Origin of the sequence: Streptomyces sp. NPDC017991, from assembly GCF_044328075.1 — a bacterium.
Lineage (GTDB): Bacteria > Actinomycetota > Actinomycetes > Streptomycetales > Streptomycetaceae > Streptomyces.
Genome location: NZ_JBIRGP010000001.1, coordinates 1,028,601 through 1,049,443 on the forward strand (window position 1 = coordinate 1,028,601; position 20,843 = coordinate 1,049,443).

The following is a 20,843-nucleotide window of genomic DNA, read 5'->3' on the forward strand; positions in this document are numbered from 1 at the left end:
CTCCCAGCGTACGCAGGGCGCGTCCGTGACGATCACCGCCCGATCGGTGGCCGGGCCTCGGACCCTGCCTGTGAGCTCCCGGGCCGTCTCGGACTTCGCCGTGCCGGGCGGGCCGAGGAGCAGCGAGTGATGTCCGGCCGGCGGCGTCACCACGAGCGTGCGCACGGCGTCGGCCCGCTCGTGGAAACGGTCCGACAGCTCGTCCCTGATCGCCCGCAGCCGCTCGGCGGTGTCCTACGTGTCCCGCGTCTCCTGCGCGCCCATGGTTCAGCTCCTCCTCCGTGCTGCCTGTCGGGTCGCTCGGCCTCAGGACATGTCGCGGATCATCGCCAGGTTGCCCACCAGCAGGCCGCCGTCGACCGGCAGCGTCACTCCGGTGATCCAGGCCGCGTCCGCCGAGGCCAGGAAGGCGACGGCGGACGCGATGTCGGCGGGCTCGCCGACCCGTCCCAACGGGTAGTGGGCGGCGGCGCGTTCGAGGGCCTCTCCGCGGCCGTCCCAGGCGTTGGTACGGATGGTGCCGGGCTCGACGAGGTTCACCCGGACACCCCGCGGGGCCGATTCGACGGCGACGGTACGGGTGAGCGAGGCCAGTGCCGCCTTCGCCGCGCTGTACGCGTGGGAGCCGAAGTGCTGCTCGGCGTTGACCGAACCGATGTTGACGATCGCCCCTCGCCCGCCCGCGGCCACCAGATGCGGCAGGGCGGCGCGGATGCAGCGGTAGGCGCCGTGCAGCGTGATCTCGAAGTCCTCGTACCAGGGGCCGTCCTCGTGCTTCTCGAAGGAGGCGGGGTCGGGGTGGCACGCGTAGGCGTTGTTGACCAGCACGTCCAGGCGGCCGAAGGAGTCCAGCGCCGTGGTGACCGCCCCTTCGACGGCGGCGGGGTCGGCCACGTCGCACGCGTACGACGCGGCCGTGCCGCCGCTGTCCCGGATCGCGGCGGCGACCCGTTCGGCGCGTGCCTTGTCCTGGTCCGTGACCAGTACGGACGCGCCCTCCTCGGCGAAGCGGTGTGCTGTCGCCTCGCCGATGCCCTGGCCTGCGGCTGTGATCAGGACTGCGTGATCGTCGAATCGCGTCATGGGATCAGACTAGGGAGCGGATTTCGGCTGCGGGTCCGTTGTGGCTGGGCGCGCAGTCCCCGCGCCCCCGAAGGGCGCCCTTGGCGGGCGCCCTCTCGCGGTGCCTTCAGGCCTCGTCCCTCGCCAGGGCCAGCAGGCGGTCCAGGACGCGGGGGCCGCCCGCTCTCACTCCGTCGTGCTCGAACTCGTCCGTGACGTACGTGCGCAGGCCGCGGATCGTGCGGGCCGTGCGCAGGGCGTGGTCCGTGTCGACGTACATGTCGTCGTGGTAGACGGCCGCGGCGACGGGGACCTCGTTGGCGGCGAGGCGGGCGGGGTCGTACAGGACGGGCCAGTCGGTGCGCTCGGCCAGCAGGTCCGCGGTCTCGCGCAGCGGGCGCAGGGCGGGGTCGCAGTCGAAGGTCCAGGGGTGGACGGACTCACCGGTGAAGAGGACGGGGCCGTCGCCCGCGAGGCTCTTGGCGGCGTCGAACTGGGGGAAGTCGGCGCGGACCCGCTCGGCGGACCAGGCGGTGGGGCGCTCGCCCTGGGCGTAGCAGGCCTCGTGGACCAGGGCGTACAGGGGATGTCCGGCGTAGGAGAGGAGGGACTGGGCCTCCTCCTGGAAGGCGTCGGAGAGGGCCGCGCCCTGGGCGGTGCGGACGAAGGCGTTCTCCAGGAGGTAGTGCAGCCGGTGGCTGCCCTCGCCGCCGCCGAGAAGGATGCCGAGCGACTGGAAGGCCTCGACGGTGAGCCGGTAACCGCCGTTCAGGACGGGCTCGTTGAGCAGGACGTACTCGGCGATCCGCCGGGCCCGCTCGATGTCCTGGGGGTAACGCGCGTAGTGCGCGGCGACCTTGCGCTCGATACGCGGGTACGCGGCCCGGTAGACGTCGTCGGCGTGACCGTCGAGGGTCGGGAGCCCGCCGGTGAGGAGGGCCGTGCTGAGGCCCTCCGGCGCGGTGGAGAGATAGTGGGTCGTGCAGAAGCCGCCGAAGCTCTGGCCGAGGACGGTCCAGGGGGCGCCGCCGGTGACGGCCGGGCGGATCGCCTCGCAGTCGCGAACGATGGAGTCGGCGCGGAACAGGGCGAGGTGGTCGGCCTGTTCGCGGGGTCCGCCGCGCAGCGGGAGCGTCTGCCGGTTGGCCGGCGTGGAGCTGCCGGTGCCGCGCTGGTCGAGCAGCAGGACGCGGTACTCCTCCAGGGCGCGGCCCAGCCAGGCCTGTCTGCCGACGAAGCGGTTGGCGCCGAAACCGGGCCCTCCCTGGAGATACACCAGCCAGGGCAGGTCCTGGTCCGCCTGGTCACTGGCGACCACTTCACGGGCGTACAGCTCGATCGTCTCCCCGGTGGGGGCGTCGTGATCGAGGGGCACGGTGAACCGGCGGTCGCTGAGGACGACACCGGGCTGACGGTAACTGGCGCTCAAAAGGGGCTCCCGAGACGGACGGATTCCTGACCGCGAACCAGTTCAGCACAAGTTCTTTTGTGAGCCGAGGGCGGGGATCAAGAAATCCGTACTGACCGTCCGATCAGGCCGAGGAGCGGCTGGGGAGCAGGAACGTACTGAACAACCGCTCAGCACCGCCGCTCGGCCCGGAACGCCTTCAGCGCGGGGGAAGGCTGGAGCGCCGCACCACCAGTTCCGGTTGGAGGACCACGCGCCGGTGCTGGTGCGCGCCGGGAGCCGCGTCGGCCTCGGTCTCCTCCAGGAGGAGTTCCGCGGCGAGCGCGCCCATGGTCACGGCGGGCTGGCGCACCGAGGTCAGCGGGACGGCCGCCGCCGCGGCGAACTCGATGTCGTCGTAGCCGACGATCGCGAGGTCGTCCGGGACGCTCACCCCGGCCGCGAACATCGCCTGCAGCACACCGAGGGCGAGCAGGTCGTTGGCGCAGAAGACGGCGGTGGGACGGTCGGCGAGGCCGAGGAGCCTGGCTCCGGCGTCGCGGCCCGCGGCCACGTCGAGGCGTTCGGTGGGCAGCTCGCGCAGGCACTCCGGGCCGAGTCCTGCCTCGGCGAGGGCGTTCATGGCGCCCGTGCGGCGGTCGGTGACCTGGGTGAGTCCGGGCGGGCCGCTCACGTACGCGATGGAGCGGTGGCCCGCGTCGATCAGGTGCCGTACGGCGAGTGCGCCGCCCGCGACGTCGTCGACGGACACCGAGCACTCGGTGGTGCCCTCGGCCACGCGGTCGACGAGGACGAAGGGGATGCCGTGCCGGCGGAACGTCTCTATGTTGCGTCCGGTCGCGTCGGCGGGGGTCAACAGGACGCCCCGGACGCGCTGTTCGGCGAAGAGCGACAGGTAGTCGGCCTCTTCGCCGGCGCTCTGCGCGCTGTTGCAGACCATCACGCCGAGCCCGGCCTCGCGGGCCGCCCGCTCGGCACCGCGCGCGACGTCCACGAAGAAGGGGTTGCCCATGTCCAGGACGAGCAGGCCCATGATCCGGCTGCGTCCGGCGCGCAGCTGCCGCGCCGACTCGCTGCGGACGTAGCCGAGCCGGTCGATCGCGGAGAGCACGCGCGCGCGGGTCTCGGAGGCGACCGTGTCAGGGCGGTTGATGACGTTCGAGACCGTGCCGACGGAGACTCCGGCGACTCGGGCGACGTCTTTGATACCCACCGACTGGGCCATCAGGCGGTTACCTCCGGAAGAACGGGGAGTGGTGGGCACGCAGTCACATTACCCGCGTGCCCACCCGGAACGGACGTCGTCACGCGGGCAGTCCGAAGTCGGCGACACGCAGCGCCGACGGCGTCGTACCAGTGGACTTGACCTGGTAGAGGACGGACAGTACGCCGTCCTGGGCGATCCGCGTCTCGTCGACGAGGACCTCGCCGAAGGCGTCGAGTCCGCTGCCGTCGAACAGGGTCGTCCAGTCGGCGTGTCCGGAGGCGGCGGACGCGGCTGCGATGCGTCCGAAGGGCAGGATCGCGTACGCGTTGTCGTACTTGTCGAGGACCAGTCTGGTGCGCTGGCTGGAGTTCAGGGCGAGGGGTATCTCGGTCTTGCGCCAGGTGCCGGTGGCGGTCCTGCGGACGTGGAAGGTCCGGCCGTTCGCCGTCCGGTCGCCGACGTAGTCGGTGGTGCACTGGCCGAAGCGGCCGGGGACGTAACTGATGATCGCGTGCGGGCGGCCCGCGGAGTCGGTGGCCTGGCTCTCCTGGTTCATCAGGGAGTGGTCCGGGTTGAGCGCGTCGATCACCAGACCGCCGTCGGTGACGGCGACCGTGTTCGAGGTGCCGGTGGTGCCGACCACCGTTCCCGCGTCGTTGCGCCAGGTACGGCCGCGGTCGTCCGAGTAGACGTAACCCGTGTCGTGGTTGGTCAGGCCGCCGCTGTTGCACATCACCGCGCCGTTCTGCTCGCGCCAGGTGAAGAAGGAGTGCAGCCGGCCGTTCCGGTCGTAGTCGATGCCGTGCAGGTACATGTTGCGGACGGTGCTGGTGCCGTGCTCGCTCGTGTACGTGCCGGTGGAGCCGCTCCACTCGCCGAGGGCGGTCCAGGACGTGCCGTTGTACTCGGCGAGGGCGTTGCGGCCGTTGCCGGACACCCCGACGCGGTAGCTGAGCTGGAGTTTCCCTTCCGGGGTGGAGACGAATTGCGGGTACGTGAACTGCGAGGTGAGCGCGAGCCCGTCGAGGGTGGACTGGGGCGCGCCGAAGCGGCTGGTGGTCCAGGTCAGGCCCGCGGGGTTGTCCATGAGCCCGGCCACCGACTTCACGTAGGTGAAGCCGTCGCTGTGGGAGTCCATGTGGAGGTGGAGGCGGCCGTCGGTCTTCGAGACGCCCATGGAGATGACGTTGTGGGAGTCGTCGTACCGCAGGGTGTGTCCGGCCTTCACCGTCGACCAGGTGCTCGCGCCGAGCACGCGGCGGCCGATGACGGCGTTGCGGTCGGCCGTGTACCAGGCGGCGTACTGATAGCCCTTGTGGGTGAGCAGGGCGTTCTTCTGGAACGAGTTGTTGTTGACCAGGCCGTCGTAGGAGACGAAGAAGATGGCCTGGCTGTCGAGTGTGGTGGTCCCGGTCCGGGTGACCGAGGGGCCGGGGGCTGCCGCCCTGGCCGTCCCGGCGAGGGCGGGTGCCGCCGCGGTGCCGAGCAGGGCGGTCGCCAGCAGGGTGCGTCTCTTCATGTCCGGAGCTCCTTGGCGTGTGGGGACGAGGAGGAGGAGAACGAGCGAGGGAAGAGCACGGTGGTCGGGTCGGCGGATCGTCAGGTCATCAGGCGAGGTGGAACACCTCGGTGAGCGGTTTCATGGCTTCGTCCGGTCTGGCGCCGTCCAGTGCTTCGAAGAACGGCGCCATCTCGGCCTGCCAGCGGGCGTTGACCCCGGTGGCCTCCATGCCCGCCTGCGCTGCCGCGAAGTCCTCGGTCTCCAAGTAGCCGACCAGCAGGCCGTCTTCGCGCAGGAAGAGCGAGTAGTTGTGCCAGCCGGTGGCCGAGAGCGCCTCCTGCATCTCGGGCCACACGGTGGTGTGTCTCTCGCGGTACTCGTCGAGCCGGTCCTCGCGGACCTTGAGCAGGAAACAGACGCGCTGCATGAAGTACCACTCCGGGGTCGTGGGGGGGTGCCGTCGGCCGGGCCGCCCGCGACACGGAGGGCGGCCCTGCTGTCGGCGCCAGTCTCAGAAGTCGAACTGGTCGATGTTCTTGCCGTTGAACACGGTCGGCTTGCCGAGGTTGATCACGCCGTCCTTGCCGATGGTGTACTCGCCCATGTCGCCGGCCTTGAAGGTCTCGCCCTCCTTGCCGGTGATCTGGCCGGAGACCAGCGCGACGGAGGTACGGGCGGCCAGCTCGCCGAGCTTCGCCGGGTCCCACAGCTCGAACGCGTCGACGGTGCCGTTCTTGACGTACTTGCGCATGTCGTTCGGGGTGCCGAGGCCGGTCAGCTTGACCTTGCCCTTGTACTTGGAGCCCGACAGGTACTGGGCGGCGGCCTTGATGCCGACCGTGGTCGGGGAGATGATCCCCTTCAGCTTCGGGTACTCCTGGAGCAGGCCCTGGGTCTGCTGGAAGGACTGCTGGGCGTCGTCGTTGCCGTAGGCGGTCTTGACGAGCTTGATGTCCTTGTACTTCGGGTCCTTCAGCTCGTCCTTCATGAAGTCGATCCACGTGTTCTGGTTCGTCGCGGTCTGCGCGGCGGACAGGATCGCGATCTCGCCCTTGTAGCCGATCTGCTCGGCGAGCAGCTGCACCTCGGTGCGGCCCAGGTCCTCGGCGCTGGCCTGCGAGACGAAGGCGTTGCGGCAGTCGGTCTTGGTGTCCGAGTCGTAGGTGACGACCTTGATGTCGTTCTTCATGGCCTGCTTGAGCGAGGTGCACAGCGCGCCCGGGTCCTGCGCGGAGACGGCGATGGCGTCGACCTGCTGCTGGGTGAGCGTGTTGACGTAGGAGACCTGGCCGGCGGTGTCGGTACCGCTGTTGGTGCCGACCTCCTTGTACTTCGAGCCCAGCTCGGTGAGGGCCTTCTCGCCGCCCTTGTCGGAGGAGGTGAAGTACGGGTTGTTGACCTGCTTGGGCAGGAAGCCGACGGTCAGGCCCTTCTTGGTGGCCGCGTTCGGGTCGGCCTTGCCGGCCGCCGCGTTCGAGCCGCCCTCGTCCTTGACGTCGTCCTTGGAGGTCCCGCCACCGCACGCGGTGAGGGCCAGGGCCAGAGAGGTGGTGGCGGCGAGAACCGCACAGGCTCGGCGGAGGGATGACTTGCGCATGGTGGGTCCTTTACAAGGGTGAGTACGGCGCGCCCGTTTCGAGGGGCGCGAGGAACTGCGCGACCAGCCACAACGGACCCGCAGCGAACGAACTGCCAAGCCGGCGGAGCCCGGCCTGTCTAACCTGTGGAACTCTGCGCCGCCCGGCGCCCGGCCCGCGCGATGGAAACCTGCCGCGCGACCCGCGGCCCGAGCACGGACAGCACGAGCAGAACGCCGGTGACGACGATCTGCGACTGAGCGGAGACATCCTGAAGGCTCATCACGTTCTGCAGGGCGCCCAGCAGGAAGACACCGGCGATCGCCCCGCCGAGCGTGCCCTTGCCGCCGTCGAAGTCGATCCCGCCCAGCAGCACGGCCGCCACGACCGACAGTTCGAGCCCCGTGGCGTTGTCGTACCGCGCGCTGGCGTAGTGCAGCGCCCAGAAGATGCCGGTCAGCGAGGCCATCAGCCCGGTCACGGTGAACAGGATCAGCTTCTGCCGCTTGACGCGGATGCCGGCGAACCGCGCCGCCTCCTCGTTGGCGCCGACCGCGAACAGGGATCGCCCGAACGGGGTGGCGTGCAGCGCGACCACGGCGATCGCGAGCAGCACCAGGAAGGGGAGGAACGCGTACGGGATGAAGGTGTCCCCGAGGCGGCCGGCCGCGAAGTCCAGGTACTGGGTGGGGAAGTCGGTCACCGCGTCGGAGCCGAGCACGATCTGCGCGATGCCCCGGTAGGCGGCGAGCGTGCCGATGGTGACGGCGAGGGACGGCAGTCCCAGGCGGGTCACCAGCAGCCCGTTGATCAGCCCGCACACCACTCCGAGGAGCAGACAGATCGGGATAATCGTCTCGATGGTCATGCCCTGGTTCCACAGGGCGCCCATCACGGCGCCGGACAGACCGGCCGTGGAGGCCACCGAGAGGTCGATCTCGCCGGCCACGACGAGCATGGTCATCGGCAGGGCGATCAGCGCGATGGGCAGCGTGTTGCCGATGAGGAACGACAGGTTGAGCGCGTTGCCGAAGCCGTCCACGGTGGTGAAGGAGAGCAGCAGGACGACGATCAGGAGGGCGCCCACCACTGTGTCCCAGCGGACGGCGCGCGTGAGAGCGGAGTCAGCCATGGCGGGCGTTCCTCTTCTTCAGTGCGGTCGCCACGCGCAGGGCGACGATCCGGTCGACCGCGATGGCGAGGATGAGCAGGATGCCGTTGATGGCGAGCACCCAGACGGAGCTGACACCGAGGGCGGGCAGCACGCTGTTGATGGAGGTGAGGAGCAGGGCGCCGAGGGCCGCTCCGTAGACGCTGCCGGAGCCGCCGGTGAAGACGACGCCACCGACCACGACCGCGCTGACGACGGTGAGTTCGTAGCCGTTGCCGGTGCCGGAGTCGACGTTGCCGAACCGGGCGAGGTACAGGGCGCCGGCGAGGCCCGCGAGGGCTCCGCAGAAGGTGTACGCGGCGAGGATCCGCTTGCGTACGGGGATACCGGCGAGGCGGGCGGCCTCCGGGTTGGAGCCGAGCGCGTACAGCTCGCGGCCGCTGCCGAAGTGCTTGAGGTAGTACGCCGTGGCGATCAGCACCGCCAGCGCGATCAGCGCCAGGTAGGGCACGGCGGAGATGCCGCCGGAGCCGAAGTCGATGAAGCCGTCGGGCAGGCCGGCCGCGGTGATCTGCCGGGAGCCGACCCAGATGGAGTCGATGCCCCGGATGATGTAGAGCGTGCCGAGGGTGACGACGAGCGCGGGCACCTGGCCGAGGCTGACGAGCAGTCCGTTGACCAGGCCGCAGCCGACGCCGAGCAGGACCGCGAGGAGGATCGCGACGACGGAGTTGCCGCCGCCTTCCAGGTAGGTGCCGGCGGCGAAGGCGCTGATGCCGAGCGTCGAGCCGACGGACAGGTCGACGTTGCGGGTGATGACGACCAGCGACTGGCCGGTGGCGACCAGCACGAGGATGGTCGCGTTCAGCAGGAGGTCCTTGATGCCCTGCTCGGACAGGAAGTCGCTGTTGCCGATCTGGGTGATGACGATCATCACCAGGAAGACCAGCAGGATGGCGAGTTCGCGCATCTTGAAGACGCGGTCCACCAGCCGGGTGCCGCTGGACTTGGGCACCTCGGCGGCGGGGGCGGGGTTGGGAGCGGTGACCGTCACGCGGCTGCCCTCCCGGTGGCTGCGGCCATCACGGTTTCCTCGGTGGCGTCGGTACGTGCGATCTCGGCGGTGAGCCGGCCCTCGTGCATGACGAGGACCCGGTCGGCCATGCCGAGGATCTCGGGCAGGTCGGAGGAGATCATCAGGACGGCGACCCCGTCGGCGGCCAGCTGGCTGAGCAGCCGGTGCACCTCGGCCTTCGTACCGACGTCGATGCCACGGGTCGGCTCGTCGACGATCAGCACCTTCGGGCCGGTGGCGAGCCACTTGGCGAGGACGACCTTCTGCTGGTTGCCACCGGACAGGGTGTTGACGGTGTCGGCGATCCGGGCGTACTTGACCTGGAGCTTGACGGCCCAGTCGAGGGAGCGGCTGCGCTCGGCGCCGCGGTCCATCAGTCCCGCCCTGACGGTCTTGCGCAGTCCGGTGAGGCCGATGTTGCGCTCGATGGACATGTCCATCACCAGGCCCTGGGCGCGGCGGTCCTCGGGGACGAGGGCGAGACCGGCGGCCATGGCCGTGGAGGGCGCGCCGTTCGTCAGCTTCTTCCCGTCGAGCTCGACCTCTCCGGCGTCCCAGCGGTCGACGCCGAAGACGGCCCGGGCGACCTCCGTGCGCCCGGCGCCGACGAGTCCGGCGAGGCCGACGATCTCGCCGCGGCGGACGTCGAAGGAGACGTCGGTGAAGACGCCCTCGCGGGTCAGCCGGCGGACGCTCAGCGCGACCTCGCCCGCCCGGACGTCCTGCTTGGGGTAGAGCTCGTCGAGGTCGCGGCCGACCATCCGGCGGACGAGGTCCTCCTCGGTCATGCCGTCGATCGGTTCGCTGGAGATCAGGGCACCGTCGCGCAGGGTCGTGACCCGCTTGCAGATCTGGAAGATCTCTTCCAGTCGGTGCGAGATGAACAGCACGGCCGAGCCCTGCTCCCGCAGTGCGCGGACCACGCCGAAGAGGCGGGCCACCTCGCTGCCGGTGAGTGCGGCGGTCGGCTCGTCCATGATCAGGACGCGGGCGTCGAAGGAGAGCGCCTTGGCGATCTCCACGATCTGCTGGTCCGCGATGGACAGGCCGCGCGCCGGGCGGTCGGGGTCGAGCTCGACGCCGAGCCGCTGCATGAGGGCCAGGGTCGCGGCGTGCGTGGCCTTGTGGTCGATCCGGCCGAGGGCCCGCCGGGGCTGGCGCCCCATGAAGATGTTCTCGGCGATCGACAGATCGGGAAAGAGGGTCGGCTCCTGGTAGATCACCGCGATACCCGCGTCGCGGGCGTCGGCGGGACCGTGGAAGAGGGTGGGCTCGCCGTCCAGGAGCACCTGACCGGCGTCCGGTCGGTGCACGCCGGCGAGCGTCTTGATGAGGGTCGACTTGCCCGCGCCGTTCTCTCCGGCGAGTGCGTGCACTTCGCCGGGGAAGAGTTCCAGGGACACGTCCCGCAGGGCGCGTACGGCGCCGAAGGACTTCGAGATGTCCTTGAGTGCCAGCACGGGGGCCGGATCCGCGTCGGACCGGTGGGTCATGAGGGGCTCCTCAACGACGCGGGCGATGCGGCCTCACGACGTCGTGAAAGGTTTCAACTAGGTTGCCGGGACGTTAGACATGTAGCCCAGGTCACGTCAATGGGTACAGGCCGAAATTTTCGATAGCCAAAGGTCACAACCGAGTCACGGCAAGGCGTCCACGCCGGAGGGGTTGACAGCCTTTCGGGGGACTCATAACTTCTGCCTTCTGAATCGTTTCAGAGCCATGGTGTTCAGAAGCCGTTCGGAACCGATGCCACAACGGAAGTCACAGGAGCCCCGAAGTGACCGAGCTCGCCGCGGTGAAGGCCGCCCTCAAGACCCAGGCAGTAGAGACGCCGTCGTGGGCGTACGGGAACTCGGGAACCCGCTTCAAGGTGTTCGCCCAGCCAGGGGTCCCCCGCAATCCTTTCGAAAAGGTCGACGACGCGGCGAAGGTGCACGAGTTCACGGGGGCCGCGCCCACCGTGGCGATGCACATCCCCTGGGACCGGGTCGAGGACTACGCGGCGCTGGCGAAGCACGCCGAGGAACGCGGCGTGACCCTCGGCGCGATCAACTCCAACACCTTCCAGGACGACGACTACAAGCTGGGCAGCGTCTGCCACCCGGACGCCGCGGTGCGCAGGAAGGCCGTGGGCCATCTGCTCGAATGCATCGACATCATGGATGCCACGGGTTCGAAGGACCTGAAGCTGTGGTTCGCGGACGGTACGAACTATCCCGGCCAGGACGACCTCCGGGAGCGCCAGGACCGGCTCTCCGAAGCTCTCGCGCAGGTGTACGAGCGTCTCGGTGACGACCAGCGGATGCTGCTGGAGTACAAGTTCTTCGAGCCGGCCTTCTACGCCACCGACGTGCCGGACTGGGGCACGGCGTACGCCCACTGCCTGAAGCTCGGCCCCAAGGCGCAGGTCGTCGTCGACACGGGCCACCACGCGCCGGGCACCAACATCGAGTTCATCGTCGCCACGCTGCTGCGGGAGGGGAAGCTCGGTGCGTTCGACTTCAACTCGCGGTTCTACGCGGACGACGACCTGATGGTGGGTGCCGCCGACCCCTTCCAGCTGTTCCGGATCATGTACGAGGTCATCCGGGGCGGCGGGTTCACCGCGGACGTGGCGTTCATGCTCGACCAGTGCCACAACATCGAGGCGAAGATCCCGGCGATCATTCGTTCCGTGATGAACGTGCAGGAGGCGACTGCGAAGGCGCTGCTCGTTGACGGCGCGGCGCTGAGTGCCGCGCAGCGGGCCGGCGACGTGCTTGCCGCCAACGCGGTGATCATGGACGCGTACAACACGGACGTGCGGCCGTTGGTCGCGGAGGTCCGTGCGGAGCTCGGGTTGGACGCGGACCCGATCGCCGCGTATCACCGGTCCGGGTGGGCGGAGAAGATCGCTTCTGAGCGGGTGGGAGGGGAGCAGGCCGGTTGGGGGGCCTGACCCCGGCTGCCCTCGGCCTTGGCGGTCCGCTCGCCGTGGGGCCGGTGGCCGACCGCGGGTCCGTTTCGGCTGGCCGCGCAGTTCCCCGCGCCCCTCAAGAAGGGGGCTGCGCCCCCTATCTCCTCTCTGCTCTCTCTTCTTTTAAGGAACCGGAACATGGCAACCCATTCCCGTCCCCATCCTGAAGCCGCTGCTCTGCTCGGGCGGTCCAATCGGCTTGGTGCTGATCCTCGTAATACCAACTACGCGGGGGGCAACACGTCCGCGAAGGGCACCGAGACCGACCCCGTGACCGGCGGGGACGTCGAGTTGATGTGGGTCAAGGGGTCCGGTGGCGACCTGGGCACCCTGACCGAGGGCGGGCTCGCCGTGCTGCGGCTCGACCGGTTGCTGGCGCTGAAGGACGTGTACCCGGGCGTCGAGCGCGAGGACGAGATGGTCGCCGCCTTCGACTACTGCCTGCACGGGAAGGGCGGGGCGGCGCCGTCGATCGACACGGCCATGCACGGGCTCGTCGACGCGGCGCACGTCGACCACCTGCACCCCGACTCCGGGATCGCGCTCGCCTGCGCGGCCGACGGCGAGAAGCTGACCGCCGAGTGCTTCGGGGACAGCGTCGTGTGGGTGCCGTGGCGGCGGCCCGGTTTCCAGCTGGGGCTGGACATCGCCGCGGTCAAGGAGGCCAACCCGCAGGCCGTCGGCTGTGTCCTCGGCGGACACGGCATCACCGCCTGGGGCGACACCGCCGAGGAGTGCGAGCGCAACTCGCTGCACATCATCCGCACCGCCGAGGAGTTCCTCGTCGAGCGCGGAAAGGCCGAGCCCTTCGGTCCCGTCCTGGAGGGGTACGCGGCCCTCGGCAGCGTAGAGCGCCGGGCCAGGGCTGCCGCGCTCGCACCCGTCATCCGGTCGCTGGCGTCCCAGGACCGCCCCCAGGTCGGACACTTCACCGACTCCGAGGTCGTCCTCGACTTCCTGGCGAGCGCCGAGCACCCGCGCCTGGCCGCCCTGGGCACCTCCTGCCCGGACCACTTCCTCCGTACGAAGGTCAGGCCGCTCGTTCTCGATCTGCCGCCGACCGCCAACCTCGACGAGGCGGTCGCACGGCTGAAGGAGCTGCACACCGAGTACCGCGAGGAGTACGCCGCCTACTACCGGCGGCACGCCGACGCCGACTCCCCCGCCATGCGCGGCGCGGACCCGGCGATCGTGCTGATCCCCGGGGTCGGCATGTTCTCCTTCGGCAAGGACAAGCAGACCGCCCGGGTGGCCGGCGAGTTCTACGTCAACGCCATCAACGTGATGCGCGGCGCCGAGGCCGTCTCGACCTACGCGCCGATCGAGGAGTCCGAGAAGTTCCGCATCGAGTACTGGGCCCTGGAAGAGGCCAAGCTCCAGCGGATGCCGAAGGCCAAGCCGCTCGCCACCCGGGTCGCGCTCGTGACCGGCGCCGGCAGCGGTATCGGCAAGGCGATCGCCGAGCGGCTCGTCGCCGAGGGCGCCTGTGTCGTGATCGCGGACCTCGACGCGGCGAACGCGGCCGAGGTCGCCACCGCGCTCGGCGGTCCCGACAAGGCCGTCGCCGTCACCGTGGACGTGACCTCCGAGGAGCAGATCGCCGAGGCCTTCAAGGCGGCGGTCCTCGCCTTCGGTGGTGTCGACCTCGTCGTGAACAACGCCGGCATCTCCATCTCCAAGCCGCTTCTTGAGACCACGGCGAAGGACTGGGACCTCCAGCACGACATCATGGCCCGCGGTTCCTTCCTCGTCTCGCGGGAGGCGGCCCGGGTGATGATCGCGCAGGAGCTGGGCGGCGACGTCATCTACATCGCCTCCAAGAACGCGGTCTTCGCGGGCCCGAACAACATCGCCTACTCGGCGACCAAGGCCGACCAGGCCCACCAGGTCCGCCTCCTCGCCGCCGAACTGGGCGAGCACGGCATCCGGGTCAACGGCGTCAACCCCGACGGCGTCGTCCGCGGTTCGGGGATCTTCGCCGGCGGGTGGGGCGCCCAGCGCGCGGCCACCTACGGCATCGAGGAGGAGAAGCTCGGCGAGTTCTACGCCCAGCGGACCATCCTCAAGCGCGAGGTCCTTCCCGAGCACGTCGCGAACGCCGTCTTCGCCCTCACGGGAGGCGACCTCACGCACACCACCGGTCTGCACGTCCCGGTCGACGCCGGCGTCGCCGCCGCGTTCCTCCGATGACGGACCTCACCCGGGAACCGGCTGTGAAGTCGTACGCCGCGGTCGACCTCGGCGCGTCCAGCGGACGCGTCATGGTCGGCCGCGTCGGCCCCGACTCGCTGGAGCTGACGGAGGCCCACCGCTTCCCGAACCGGCCGGTACGTACGCCCGAGGGCCTGCGCTGGGACATCCTCTCCCTGTACGCGGGGGTGCTCGACGGGCTGCGCGCGGCCGGGCACGTCGACTCGGTCGGCATCGACAGCTGGGCCGTGGACTACGGCCTGCTCGACGCCGACGGGGCGCTGCTCGGCAACCCGGTGCACTACCGCGACACCCGCACACAAGGTGTCGCGGAGAAGGTGTGGGCCACCGTGCCCGCCGCCGACCTCTACGCGGCCACCGGTCTCCAGTACGCCCCCTTCAACACGCTGTACCAGCTGGTGGCGGCCGGCTCCTCCGCCCAACTGGCGCACGCCAAGCGCCTGTTGCTCATCCCGGATCTGCTGACGTACTGGCTGACGGGCGAGGCCGGCACCGAGCTGACCAACGCCTCCACCACCCAGCTGATCGACCCGCGCACGGGTGACTGGTCGTACGACCTCGCGGCGCGTCTCGGCATCGACCTGGAGCTGTTCGCGCCGCTGCGGCGGCCCGGGGACCCGGCCGGTCTGCTGCGGCCGGGCGTGCTGGAGGAGACCGGGCTGACGGGGCCCGTCCCGGTGACCACCGTCGGTTCCCACGACACCGCCTCCGCGGTGGCCGCCGTGCCGGCCGTGGACGAGCGGTTCGCGTACATCTGCACCGGTACCTGGTCGCTGGTGGGCCTGGAGCTGACGGCGCCCGTCCTCACCGAGGCGAGCCGCGCGGCGAACTTCACCAACGAGCTGGGGCTGGACGGCACGGTCCGCTACCTGCGGAACATCATGGGCCTGTGGCTGCTCCAGGAGTGCCTGCGGGAGTGGGGGAACGCCGACCTGGGCGAACTGCTGTCCGCCGCGGCCGAGGTGCCCGCGCTGCGGTCCGTCGTGGACGCGGGAGACGCGGCGTTCCTGGCCCCCGGCCGGATGCCGTCACGGATCGCCGACGCCTGCCGTGAGTCGGGGCAGCCCGTTCCCGGGTCGCGCGCCGAGATCACCCGGTGCATCCTCGACTCGCTCGCCGTCGCCCACCGCCGGGCGGTCCTCCAGGCGCGGGAACTGGCCGACCACCCGGTGGACGTCGTCCACATCGTCGGTGGCGGCGCCCGCAACGCCCTGCTGTGCCGCCTCACGGCCGACGCCTGCGGCCTTCCGGTCGTGGCGGGCCCGCCCGAGGCGGCGGCCCTGGGCAACGTCCTGGTACAGGCCCGGTCGAACGGCCAGGTGGGCGACCGCACCAAGATGCGCCAACTGCTCACCCGTACACAACCGTTGACCCGCTACGAGCCGCAGGGCACCACAGCGGTATGGCAGGCGGCCGAAGCCCGGCTGAGCGGCCGATGACATCAAACTCGCGTCGGCCTGGGCGTGCCCCAAGGGGCGCGGGGAACTGCGCGGCCAGCCACGACGGACCGGCACTCGACAACGCACCTCGTTCCGGCACAGCTGAACGCCGCGTACGGTGCATCCATCCGACGTACAACCCCAAGGAGCCGCGATGCGTGTCGCCCTGTTCCTGACCTGTGTCAACGACACGCTCTATCCGGACACCGGCCGAGCCGTCGTGAAACTGCTGACCAGGCTGGGCGTCGACGTCGACTTCCCGATGGCTCAGACCTGCTGCGGGCAGGCGCACTACAACACCGGATACCGCCACGAGGCCGAACCTCTGGCCCGGCACTTCTCCGATGTGTTCGGCGAGTACGACGCGATCGTGACCCCGTCCGGGTCGTGCGGCGCGATGGTGCGCGAGCTGTACCCCCGGATGGGCGAACGGGCCCGCGCGGAGGGCCGCGGTGACGGCCTCGCCACCACCCTCGCACCGGTCGTGCCGAAGACGTACGAGCTGACCGAGTTCCTGGTGGACGTGCTCAAGGTGACCGACGTGGGCGCGTACTACCCGCACACCGTCACGTACCACCCCACCTGCCACGGTCTGCGCAGTCTCGGTCTGGGCGACCGGCCGCGCCGACTGCTCCAGTCCGTCAGGGGACTTGAGCTGAAGGAGCTGCCGGGCTCCGACGAGTGCTGCGGCTTCGGCGGCACCTTCGCCCTCAAGAACTCCGACGTCTCGGCGGCCATGGGGGCCGACAAGGTCCGCAACGCCGAGTCGACGGGCGCCGACGTGCTGTGCGCCGCCGACAACTCCTGTCTCATGCACATCGGCGGCACCATGACCCGGCTCAGGACGGGCATGCGGCCGGTACACATCGCGGAGATCCTGGCGAGCACGGAGGAGGAGCGGGTATGAGCGGTGGCACTTTCGTCGGTATGCCGACCTTTCCGAAGGCCGCGCACGAGGCCGTCCACAACCAGACCCTGCGCGGCAACCTGCGGCACGCGACGCACACCATCCGAGCCAAGCGCGCGAACGCGGTCGCGGAGGTCTCCGACTGGGCCGAGCTGCGCGAGGCCGGCAAGCAGATCAAGGACCACACACTCCGTCATCTCGACCGCTATCTCGTGCAGTTGGAGGAGTCGGTCACGGCGGCGGGCGGCACCGTGCACTGGGCCGCCGACGCGGACGAGGCCAACCGGATCGTCACGTACCTCGTGCGGGCGACCGGTGAGAGCGAGGTCGTCAAGGTCAAGTCGATGGCCACGCAGGAGATCGGGCTGAACGAGGCGCTCGAAGCCGAGGGCATCAACGCCTACGAGACCGATCTCGCCGAGCTGATCGTGCAGTTGGGCAAGGACCGGCCCTCGCACATCCTCGTCCCGGCCATCCACCGCAACCGCGGGGAGATCCGCGACATCTTCGCGCGCGAGATGAGCGAGTGGGGCCGCCCCGCGCCCGAGGGCCTGACCGACACGCCCGCCGAACTGGCCGACGCGGCCCGTCTGCACCTGCGCGAGAAGTTCCTGCGCGCCAAGGTCGGCGTCTCCGGCGCCAACTTCATGGTCGCCGAGACCGGCACCCTGGTCGTGGTGGAGTCCGAGGGCAACGGCCGGATGTGCCTGACCCTGCCGAAGACACTGATCTCGGTGGTCGGCATCGAGAAGATCGTGCCGACCTGGCAGGACCTGGAGGTCTTCCTCCAGACCCTCCCCCGCTCCTCGACGGCCGAGCGCATGAACCCGTACACCTCGACCTGGACGGGCACCACGGACGAGGACGGGCCGCAGACCTTCCATCTGGTCCTCATCGACAACGGGCGCACCGACACGCTGGCCGACGAGGTGGGCCGGCAGGCCCTGCGCTGCATCCGCTGCTCGGCGTGTCTCAATGTGTGCCCGGTGTACGAGCGGGCGGGCGGCCACGCGTACGGCTCGGTCTACCCTGGCCCGATCGGCGCCATCCTCAGCCCCCAACTGCGGGGCACCGAGAGCGAGATCGACGCCTCACTCCCGTACGCGTCCTCGCTGTGCGGCGCCTGCTACGACGTGTGCCCGGTGGCGATCGACATCCCGGAGGTGCTGGTGCATCTGCGGGAACGGGTCGTGCAGGGCGGTGCCGTGACCCGCGAGGGCGCCAAGGTCATACTCAAGCCCGCGAAGGGGCATGCCGCCGAGCGTGCGGCGATGCGGGCCGCGCGGTGGGCGTTCAGCCATCCGGGCGCGCTGCGCACGGGCCAGCGGCTGGCGTCCCGCACGCGCCGCTTCCACCCGCGGACACTGCCCGGACCCGGCAAGGCGTGGAGCGAGACGCGGTCGCTGCCGGCGGTTCCGGCGGAGCCGTTCCGCGACTGGTGGCAGCGGACCCAGGGCGGAAAGCGGCCCCAGGGCGGAAAGGACACCTCGAAGTGAGCAGCAGGGATCTGATCCTGGCCCGGGTGCGGCGCGCGCTGGCCGATGTGCCACAGGACGACACGCCGTACGACCAGGCCTTCGCGCGCCCGTATCTGCGCGAGCACGGGCACCGGAGTGTCGCCGAGACGGTGGACCTGCTGGCCGAGAACCTGGCGGACTACCGGGCGCTCGTGCACCGCTGCACGGCCGGTGAGCTGGCGGGGACGATCGCCCGGCTGCTGTCCGAGCGGGGTTCGGCGGCGGTCTCCGTACCGGCGGGCCTCGACCCCGGGTGGCTCGCGGCCACGGAGGTCACCCAGGTGCCCGACAGCGCCGCGAACACCCCGGACGAACTGGACCGGGTCGACAGCGTCGTCACGGCGTGTGCCGTCGCCATCGCCGAGACCGGCACCCTCGTGCTGGACGGGAGCCCGGACCAAGGGCGCCGCCGGATCACCCTGGTCCCGGACCACCACATCTGCGTCGTCCGCGTGCCCGACCAGGTGGTGTCCTCCGTGCCCCAGGGCCTGGAGCGCCTCGACCCGGCCCGCCCGCTGACCTGGATCTCGGGTCCGTCCGCCACCAGCGACATCGAACTCGACCGCGTCGAGGGGGTGCACGGTCCCCGCACCCTGGAGGTGGTGCTGGTGAGCGGAGAGTGAGCGGGGAGTGACCGACACGGTTAGCGTGAAGGCATGATCCGGTTCGAACAGGTCACCAAGCGCTATCCGGACGGCACGACCGCTGTGGACGGGCTCTCCTTCGAGGTGTCGAAGGGCGAACTCGTCACGCTCGTGGGCCCGTCCGGCTGCGGCAAGACGACGACCATGATGATGGTCAACCGGCTCATCGAACCGACCTCGGGCCGGATCCTCGTCGACGGCGAGGACATCGCGAAGGTCGACCCGGTGCGGCTGCGCCGGCGGATCGGTTACGTCATCCAGCAGGTGGGCCTCTTTCCGCACCGGACGGTCCTCGACAACACGGCGACCGTGCCCGCCCTCGTCGGCTGGAAGAAGGCCAAGGCCCGGGCGCGGGCCGCCGAACTGCTCGACCTGGTCGGGCTGGACCCGAAGACGTTCGGCCCCCGCTACCCGGACCAGCTCTCCGGCGGTCAGCGCCAGCGTGTCGGCGTGGCGCGGGCCCTGGCCGTCGACCCGCCCGTGCTGCTGATGGACGAGCCCTTCGGGGCGGTCGACCCGGTGGTGCGCGAACAGTTGCAGGACGAGTTCCTGCGCATGCAGGCGGCCGTGCGCAAGACGGTGCTGCTGGTCACGCACGACATCGAGGAGGCCGTCCGGCTCGGCGACCGCATCGCCGTGTACGGGCAGGGCCGCATCGAGCAGTACGACACGCCCGGGGCGGTGCTGGGCACCCCGGCGACCCCGTACGTGGCCGGGTTCGTGGGCGCCGACCGGGGCCTGAAGCGGCTGTCGGTCACCGAGATCGAGCCCGACGACCTGGAGCAGCCGCCCGTCGTGCGCCTCGACGAGAGCGCCGACCGGGCCGCCGACCGGCTGCGCGCGCAGGGCGCGCGCTGGGCGGTCGTCCTGGACGCGGACGGCGATCTGCACGGCTGGGTGGGTGTCGAGGAACTGGCCGAGGGCGGCACGGTGGCCGCCCTCGTCCATCGCATGAAGTCCTGGGTCGCGGTGGGCGCCCCGCTCAAGCAGGCCTTCGGCGTGATGCTCCAGCACGACGCCGGGTGGGTGGCCGTGCTCGACGGGGCGCGCTTCCTCGGCGTACTGACCCCGGCGAAACTGCACGAGGCGCTGCGCCGCTCGGTGGACGCGGACGCGCTCGGTGTGCCGCGCGGTCAGGTGGACTTCGACTCGGTGGCGGACGCCTGAGACCCGGCCCTCCTGCCGCTGTCGGTACTGGCCGCCGCGTCGTCCCTGCCGTGCCTGCTGTCCCCGCTGTGCCTGCTGTCCCCGCTGTCGCTGCCGTCCGCGCTGTTCGTGCCGTACGAACGGGACGAGCGGTTCAGCAGTCCGAAGGTCCAGCGTTCGTTGAAGCCCGACAGGAAGCCGATGGCGCACCAGAACACCCAGAACGAGGTGCTCGCCGCCTCCTGGCCACCGCAGATGTCGCCGGTGGCGACCGGTACGTCGATCACCTGGGCGAACTCGGCGCTCAGCAACAGGAACACGGCGATCCCGAGGACCCAGCCGACGACCACGCGGTAGACGCCCTCGTGCCGCATGCTCCGCGACATCTGGCCCGGCACGACGGCCGCGCTGTGTCCGTTGGCCCTGCGACGGGTCAGTTCGTCCCCGCTGTTGCGCAGCCGCGCCAGCACGCTGAAGACCGCGCCGAACGCCCCGGCGCCACCGCTCAGGAAGACACCCAGGAGCGTCCAGCGGTCACTGCAGTTCAGGGTGATTCCCACGTCCCCTGGCCACCCCCACGCGCCCGCCATCAGCGGCAGGCTGAGCAGCACGAGACTGAGCAGCAGCCCGCTGGAGAGCCCGACGTTGAGCCCTCGGCTGATGGCCACCGCCCTGTCCTGGCGGACCCTGGCCCTGATGCCGGCGATCTCCTTGTCCAGGTAGTCCTCCAGGCTGGAGCTGCGCTGCTTCTCGTCGAGTTGCGGAGAGGCGAGCGCACTGCGCAGCGCGTACTCCACCGTGGCCATCAGCGAGATCCTGGTCTCCCTCTCGAAGGCCCGCTGGGAAACCCCGTACAGCCGCTGCAGTTCCAGCTGCTGTTTCGGGAACGACCTGCCCAGCTTCTGGTAGCCGTCGCAGGCCACGGAATCCACTTCGCTCAGCAGCCTGGGCGTTTCGAGCGTGACCGCCCCCACCACCATTTCGCATAACTTTTCCCGCCTCGTCGGGCGGTGTCCCCCGTTGTCCATGTAAGACGTGTACCGACACGAGGGCCGCGCCGGAAGCCGTTCCGCCGCACCAGT

At 70.3% G+C, this 20,843-nt stretch carries 17 protein-coding genes and 1 pseudogene; 7 read left to right on the forward strand and 11 right to left on the reverse strand.

Features of this window, described 5'->3' with window-relative positions; translation table 11 throughout:
- Window positions 1-48: 48 nt before the first annotated feature.
- The 10 genes and pseudogenes from ACH4DZ_RS04430 to ACH4DZ_RS04475 all read right to left on the reverse strand — a co-directional run.
- Window positions 49-219 (reverse strand): annotated as a pseudogene (locus tag ACH4DZ_RS04430) (ATPase); the annotation flags it as partial.
- Between the two features lie 87 nt (window positions 220-306).
- Window positions 307-1,083: an SDR family NAD(P)-dependent oxidoreductase gene (locus ACH4DZ_RS04435; protein WP_398285392.1), complete on the reverse strand. Its 777-nt coding sequence runs from the start codon at window positions 1,081-1,083 to the stop codon at window positions 307-309.
- A gap of 106 nt (window positions 1,084-1,189) precedes the next feature.
- The gene (locus ACH4DZ_RS04440) at window positions 1,190-2,491 is read right to left on the reverse strand and encodes an alpha/beta fold hydrolase (RefSeq protein WP_398285393.1); all 1,302 of its coding nucleotides are present in this window, start codon (window positions 2,489-2,491) and stop codon (window positions 1,190-1,192) included.
- A 178-nt stretch (window positions 2,492-2,669) separates the two neighbouring features.
- Window positions 2,670-3,695: a LacI family DNA-binding transcriptional regulator gene (locus tag ACH4DZ_RS04445; RefSeq protein ID WP_398285394.1), complete on the reverse strand. Its 1,026-nt coding sequence runs from the start codon at window positions 3,693-3,695 to the stop codon at window positions 2,670-2,672.
- A 79-nt stretch (window positions 3,696-3,774) separates the two neighbouring features.
- Window positions 3,775-5,196, reverse strand: a complete 1,422-nt coding sequence (locus ACH4DZ_RS04450) for a BNR repeat-containing protein (protein ID WP_398285395.1) — start codon at window positions 5,194-5,196, stop codon at window positions 3,775-3,777.
- An 88-nt stretch (window positions 5,197-5,284) separates the two neighbouring features.
- Window positions 5,285-5,605, reverse strand: a complete 321-nt coding sequence (locus tag ACH4DZ_RS04455) for an L-rhamnose mutarotase (protein WP_248776046.1) — start codon at window positions 5,603-5,605, stop codon at window positions 5,285-5,287.
- 84 nt (window positions 5,606-5,689) lie between these two features.
- On the reverse strand, window positions 5,690-6,775 hold the full coding sequence (rhaS, locus tag ACH4DZ_RS04460; RefSeq protein ID WP_398285396.1) for a rhamnose ABC transporter substrate-binding protein: 1,086 nt from the start codon (window positions 6,773-6,775) through the stop codon (window positions 5,690-5,692).
- A 119-nt stretch (window positions 6,776-6,894) separates the two neighbouring features.
- Window positions 6,895-7,887, reverse strand: a complete 993-nt coding sequence (locus ACH4DZ_RS04465) for an ABC transporter permease (RefSeq protein WP_398285397.1) — start codon at window positions 7,885-7,887, stop codon at window positions 6,895-6,897.
- Entirely contained in the window at window positions 7,880-8,920 is a 1,041-nt protein-coding gene (locus ACH4DZ_RS04470; RefSeq protein ID WP_398285398.1) for an ABC transporter permease, read from the reverse strand. Before ACH4DZ_RS04470 ends, ACH4DZ_RS04465 begins: the two co-directional genes overlap by 8 nt.
- Window positions 8,917-10,434, reverse strand: coding sequence for a sugar ABC transporter ATP-binding protein (locus ACH4DZ_RS04475; RefSeq protein WP_398285399.1), 1,518 nt, complete (start codon window positions 10,432-10,434; stop codon window positions 8,917-8,919). Before ACH4DZ_RS04475 ends, ACH4DZ_RS04470 begins: the two co-directional genes overlap by 4 nt.
- Before the next feature lie 284 nt (window positions 10,435-10,718).
- On the opposite strand from ACH4DZ_RS04475, the gene rhaI reads away from it, so the two are divergent.
- The 7 genes from rhaI (at window position 10,719) to ACH4DZ_RS04510 (ending at window position 19,782) form a co-directional block, all read left to right on the forward strand.
- Complete coding sequence (gene rhaI / locus ACH4DZ_RS04480) at window positions 10,719-11,879, forward strand: L-rhamnose isomerase (protein ID WP_398285400.1); 1,161 nt, start codon at window positions 10,719-10,721, stop codon at window positions 11,877-11,879.
- 156 nt (window positions 11,880-12,035) lie between these two features.
- On the forward strand, window positions 12,036-14,087 hold the full coding sequence (locus ACH4DZ_RS04485) for a bifunctional aldolase/short-chain dehydrogenase (RefSeq protein ID WP_398285401.1): 2,052 nt from the start codon (window positions 12,036-12,038) through the stop codon (window positions 14,085-14,087).
- Window positions 14,088-14,110: 23 nt separating this feature from the next.
- On the forward strand, window positions 14,111-15,547 hold the full coding sequence (locus tag ACH4DZ_RS04490) for a rhamnulokinase family protein (RefSeq protein WP_398285477.1): 1,437 nt from the start codon (window positions 14,111-14,113) through the stop codon (window positions 15,545-15,547).
- 154 nt (window positions 15,548-15,701) lie between these two features.
- Window positions 15,702-16,454 (forward strand): (Fe-S)-binding protein, encoded by a 753-nt coding sequence (locus tag ACH4DZ_RS04495; RefSeq protein ID WP_398285402.1) that lies wholly within the window; start codon window positions 15,702-15,704, stop codon window positions 16,452-16,454.
- Window positions 16,451-17,950: a LutB/LldF family L-lactate oxidation iron-sulfur protein gene (locus ACH4DZ_RS04500; protein WP_398285403.1), complete on the forward strand. Its 1,500-nt coding sequence runs from the start codon at window positions 16,451-16,453 to the stop codon at window positions 17,948-17,950. Before ACH4DZ_RS04495 ends, ACH4DZ_RS04500 begins: the two co-directional genes overlap by 4 nt.
- On the forward strand, window positions 17,947-18,594 hold the full coding sequence (locus ACH4DZ_RS04505) for a lactate utilization protein C (RefSeq protein ID WP_398285404.1): 648 nt from the start codon (window positions 17,947-17,949) through the stop codon (window positions 18,592-18,594). The genes ACH4DZ_RS04500 and ACH4DZ_RS04505 overlap by 4 nt, the downstream gene beginning before the upstream one ends.
- A 33-nt stretch (window positions 18,595-18,627) precedes the next feature.
- On the forward strand, window positions 18,628-19,782 hold the full coding sequence (locus tag ACH4DZ_RS04510) for an ABC transporter ATP-binding protein (protein ID WP_398285405.1): 1,155 nt from the start codon (window positions 18,628-18,630) through the stop codon (window positions 19,780-19,782).
- Here the strand turns inward: ACH4DZ_RS04510 and ACH4DZ_RS04515 are convergent.
- Complete coding sequence (locus ACH4DZ_RS04515) at window positions 19,749-20,741, reverse strand: hypothetical protein (protein ID WP_398285406.1); 993 nt, start codon at window positions 20,739-20,741, stop codon at window positions 19,749-19,751. The genes ACH4DZ_RS04510 and ACH4DZ_RS04515 overlap by 34 nt on opposite strands.
- Between the last annotated feature and the right edge of the window lie 102 nt (window positions 20,742-20,843).

Coding starts and splice junctions, on each gene's coding strand:
- ACH4DZ_RS04435 (WP_398285392.1), bottom strand. CDS start 1,083: ATGACGCGATTCGACGATCACGCAGTCCTGATCACAGCCGCAGGCCAG.
- ACH4DZ_RS04445 (WP_398285394.1), bottom strand. CDS start 3,695: ATGGCCCAGTCGGTGGGTATCAAAGACGTCGCCCGAGTCGCCGGAGTC.
- ACH4DZ_RS04450 (WP_398285395.1), bottom strand. CDS start 5,196: ATGAAGAGACGCACCCTGCTGGCGACCGCCCTGCTCGGCACCGCGGCG.
- ACH4DZ_RS04455 (WP_248776046.1), bottom strand. CDS start 5,605: ATGCAGCGCGTCTGTTTCCTGCTCAAGGTCCGCGAGGACCGGCTCGAC.
- rhaS (WP_398285396.1), bottom strand. CDS start 6,775: ATGCGCAAGTCATCCCTCCGCCGAGCCTGTGCGGTTCTCGCCGCCACC.
- ACH4DZ_RS04465 (WP_398285397.1), bottom strand. CDS start 7,887: ATGGCTGACTCCGCTCTCACGCGCGCCGTCCGCTGGGACACAGTGGTG.
- ACH4DZ_RS04475 (WP_398285399.1), bottom strand. CDS start 10,434: ATGACCCACCGGTCCGACGCGGATCCGGCCCCCGTGCTGGCACTCAAG.
- ACH4DZ_RS04485 (WP_398285401.1), top strand. CDS start 12,036: ATGGCAACCCATTCCCGTCCCCATCCTGAAGCCGCTGCTCTGCTCGGG.
- ACH4DZ_RS04495 (WP_398285402.1), top strand. CDS start 15,702: ATGCGTGTCGCCCTGTTCCTGACCTGTGTCAACGACACGCTCTATCCG.
- ACH4DZ_RS04500 (WP_398285403.1), top strand. CDS start 16,451: ATGAGCGGTGGCACTTTCGTCGGTATGCCGACCTTTCCGAAGGCCGCG.
- ACH4DZ_RS04510 (WP_398285405.1), top strand. CDS start 18,628: ATGATCCGGTTCGAACAGGTCACCAAGCGCTATCCGGACGGCACGACC.
- ACH4DZ_RS04515 (WP_398285406.1), bottom strand. CDS start 20,741: ATGGTGGTGGGGGCGGTCACGCTCGAAACGCCCAGGCTGCTGAGCGAA.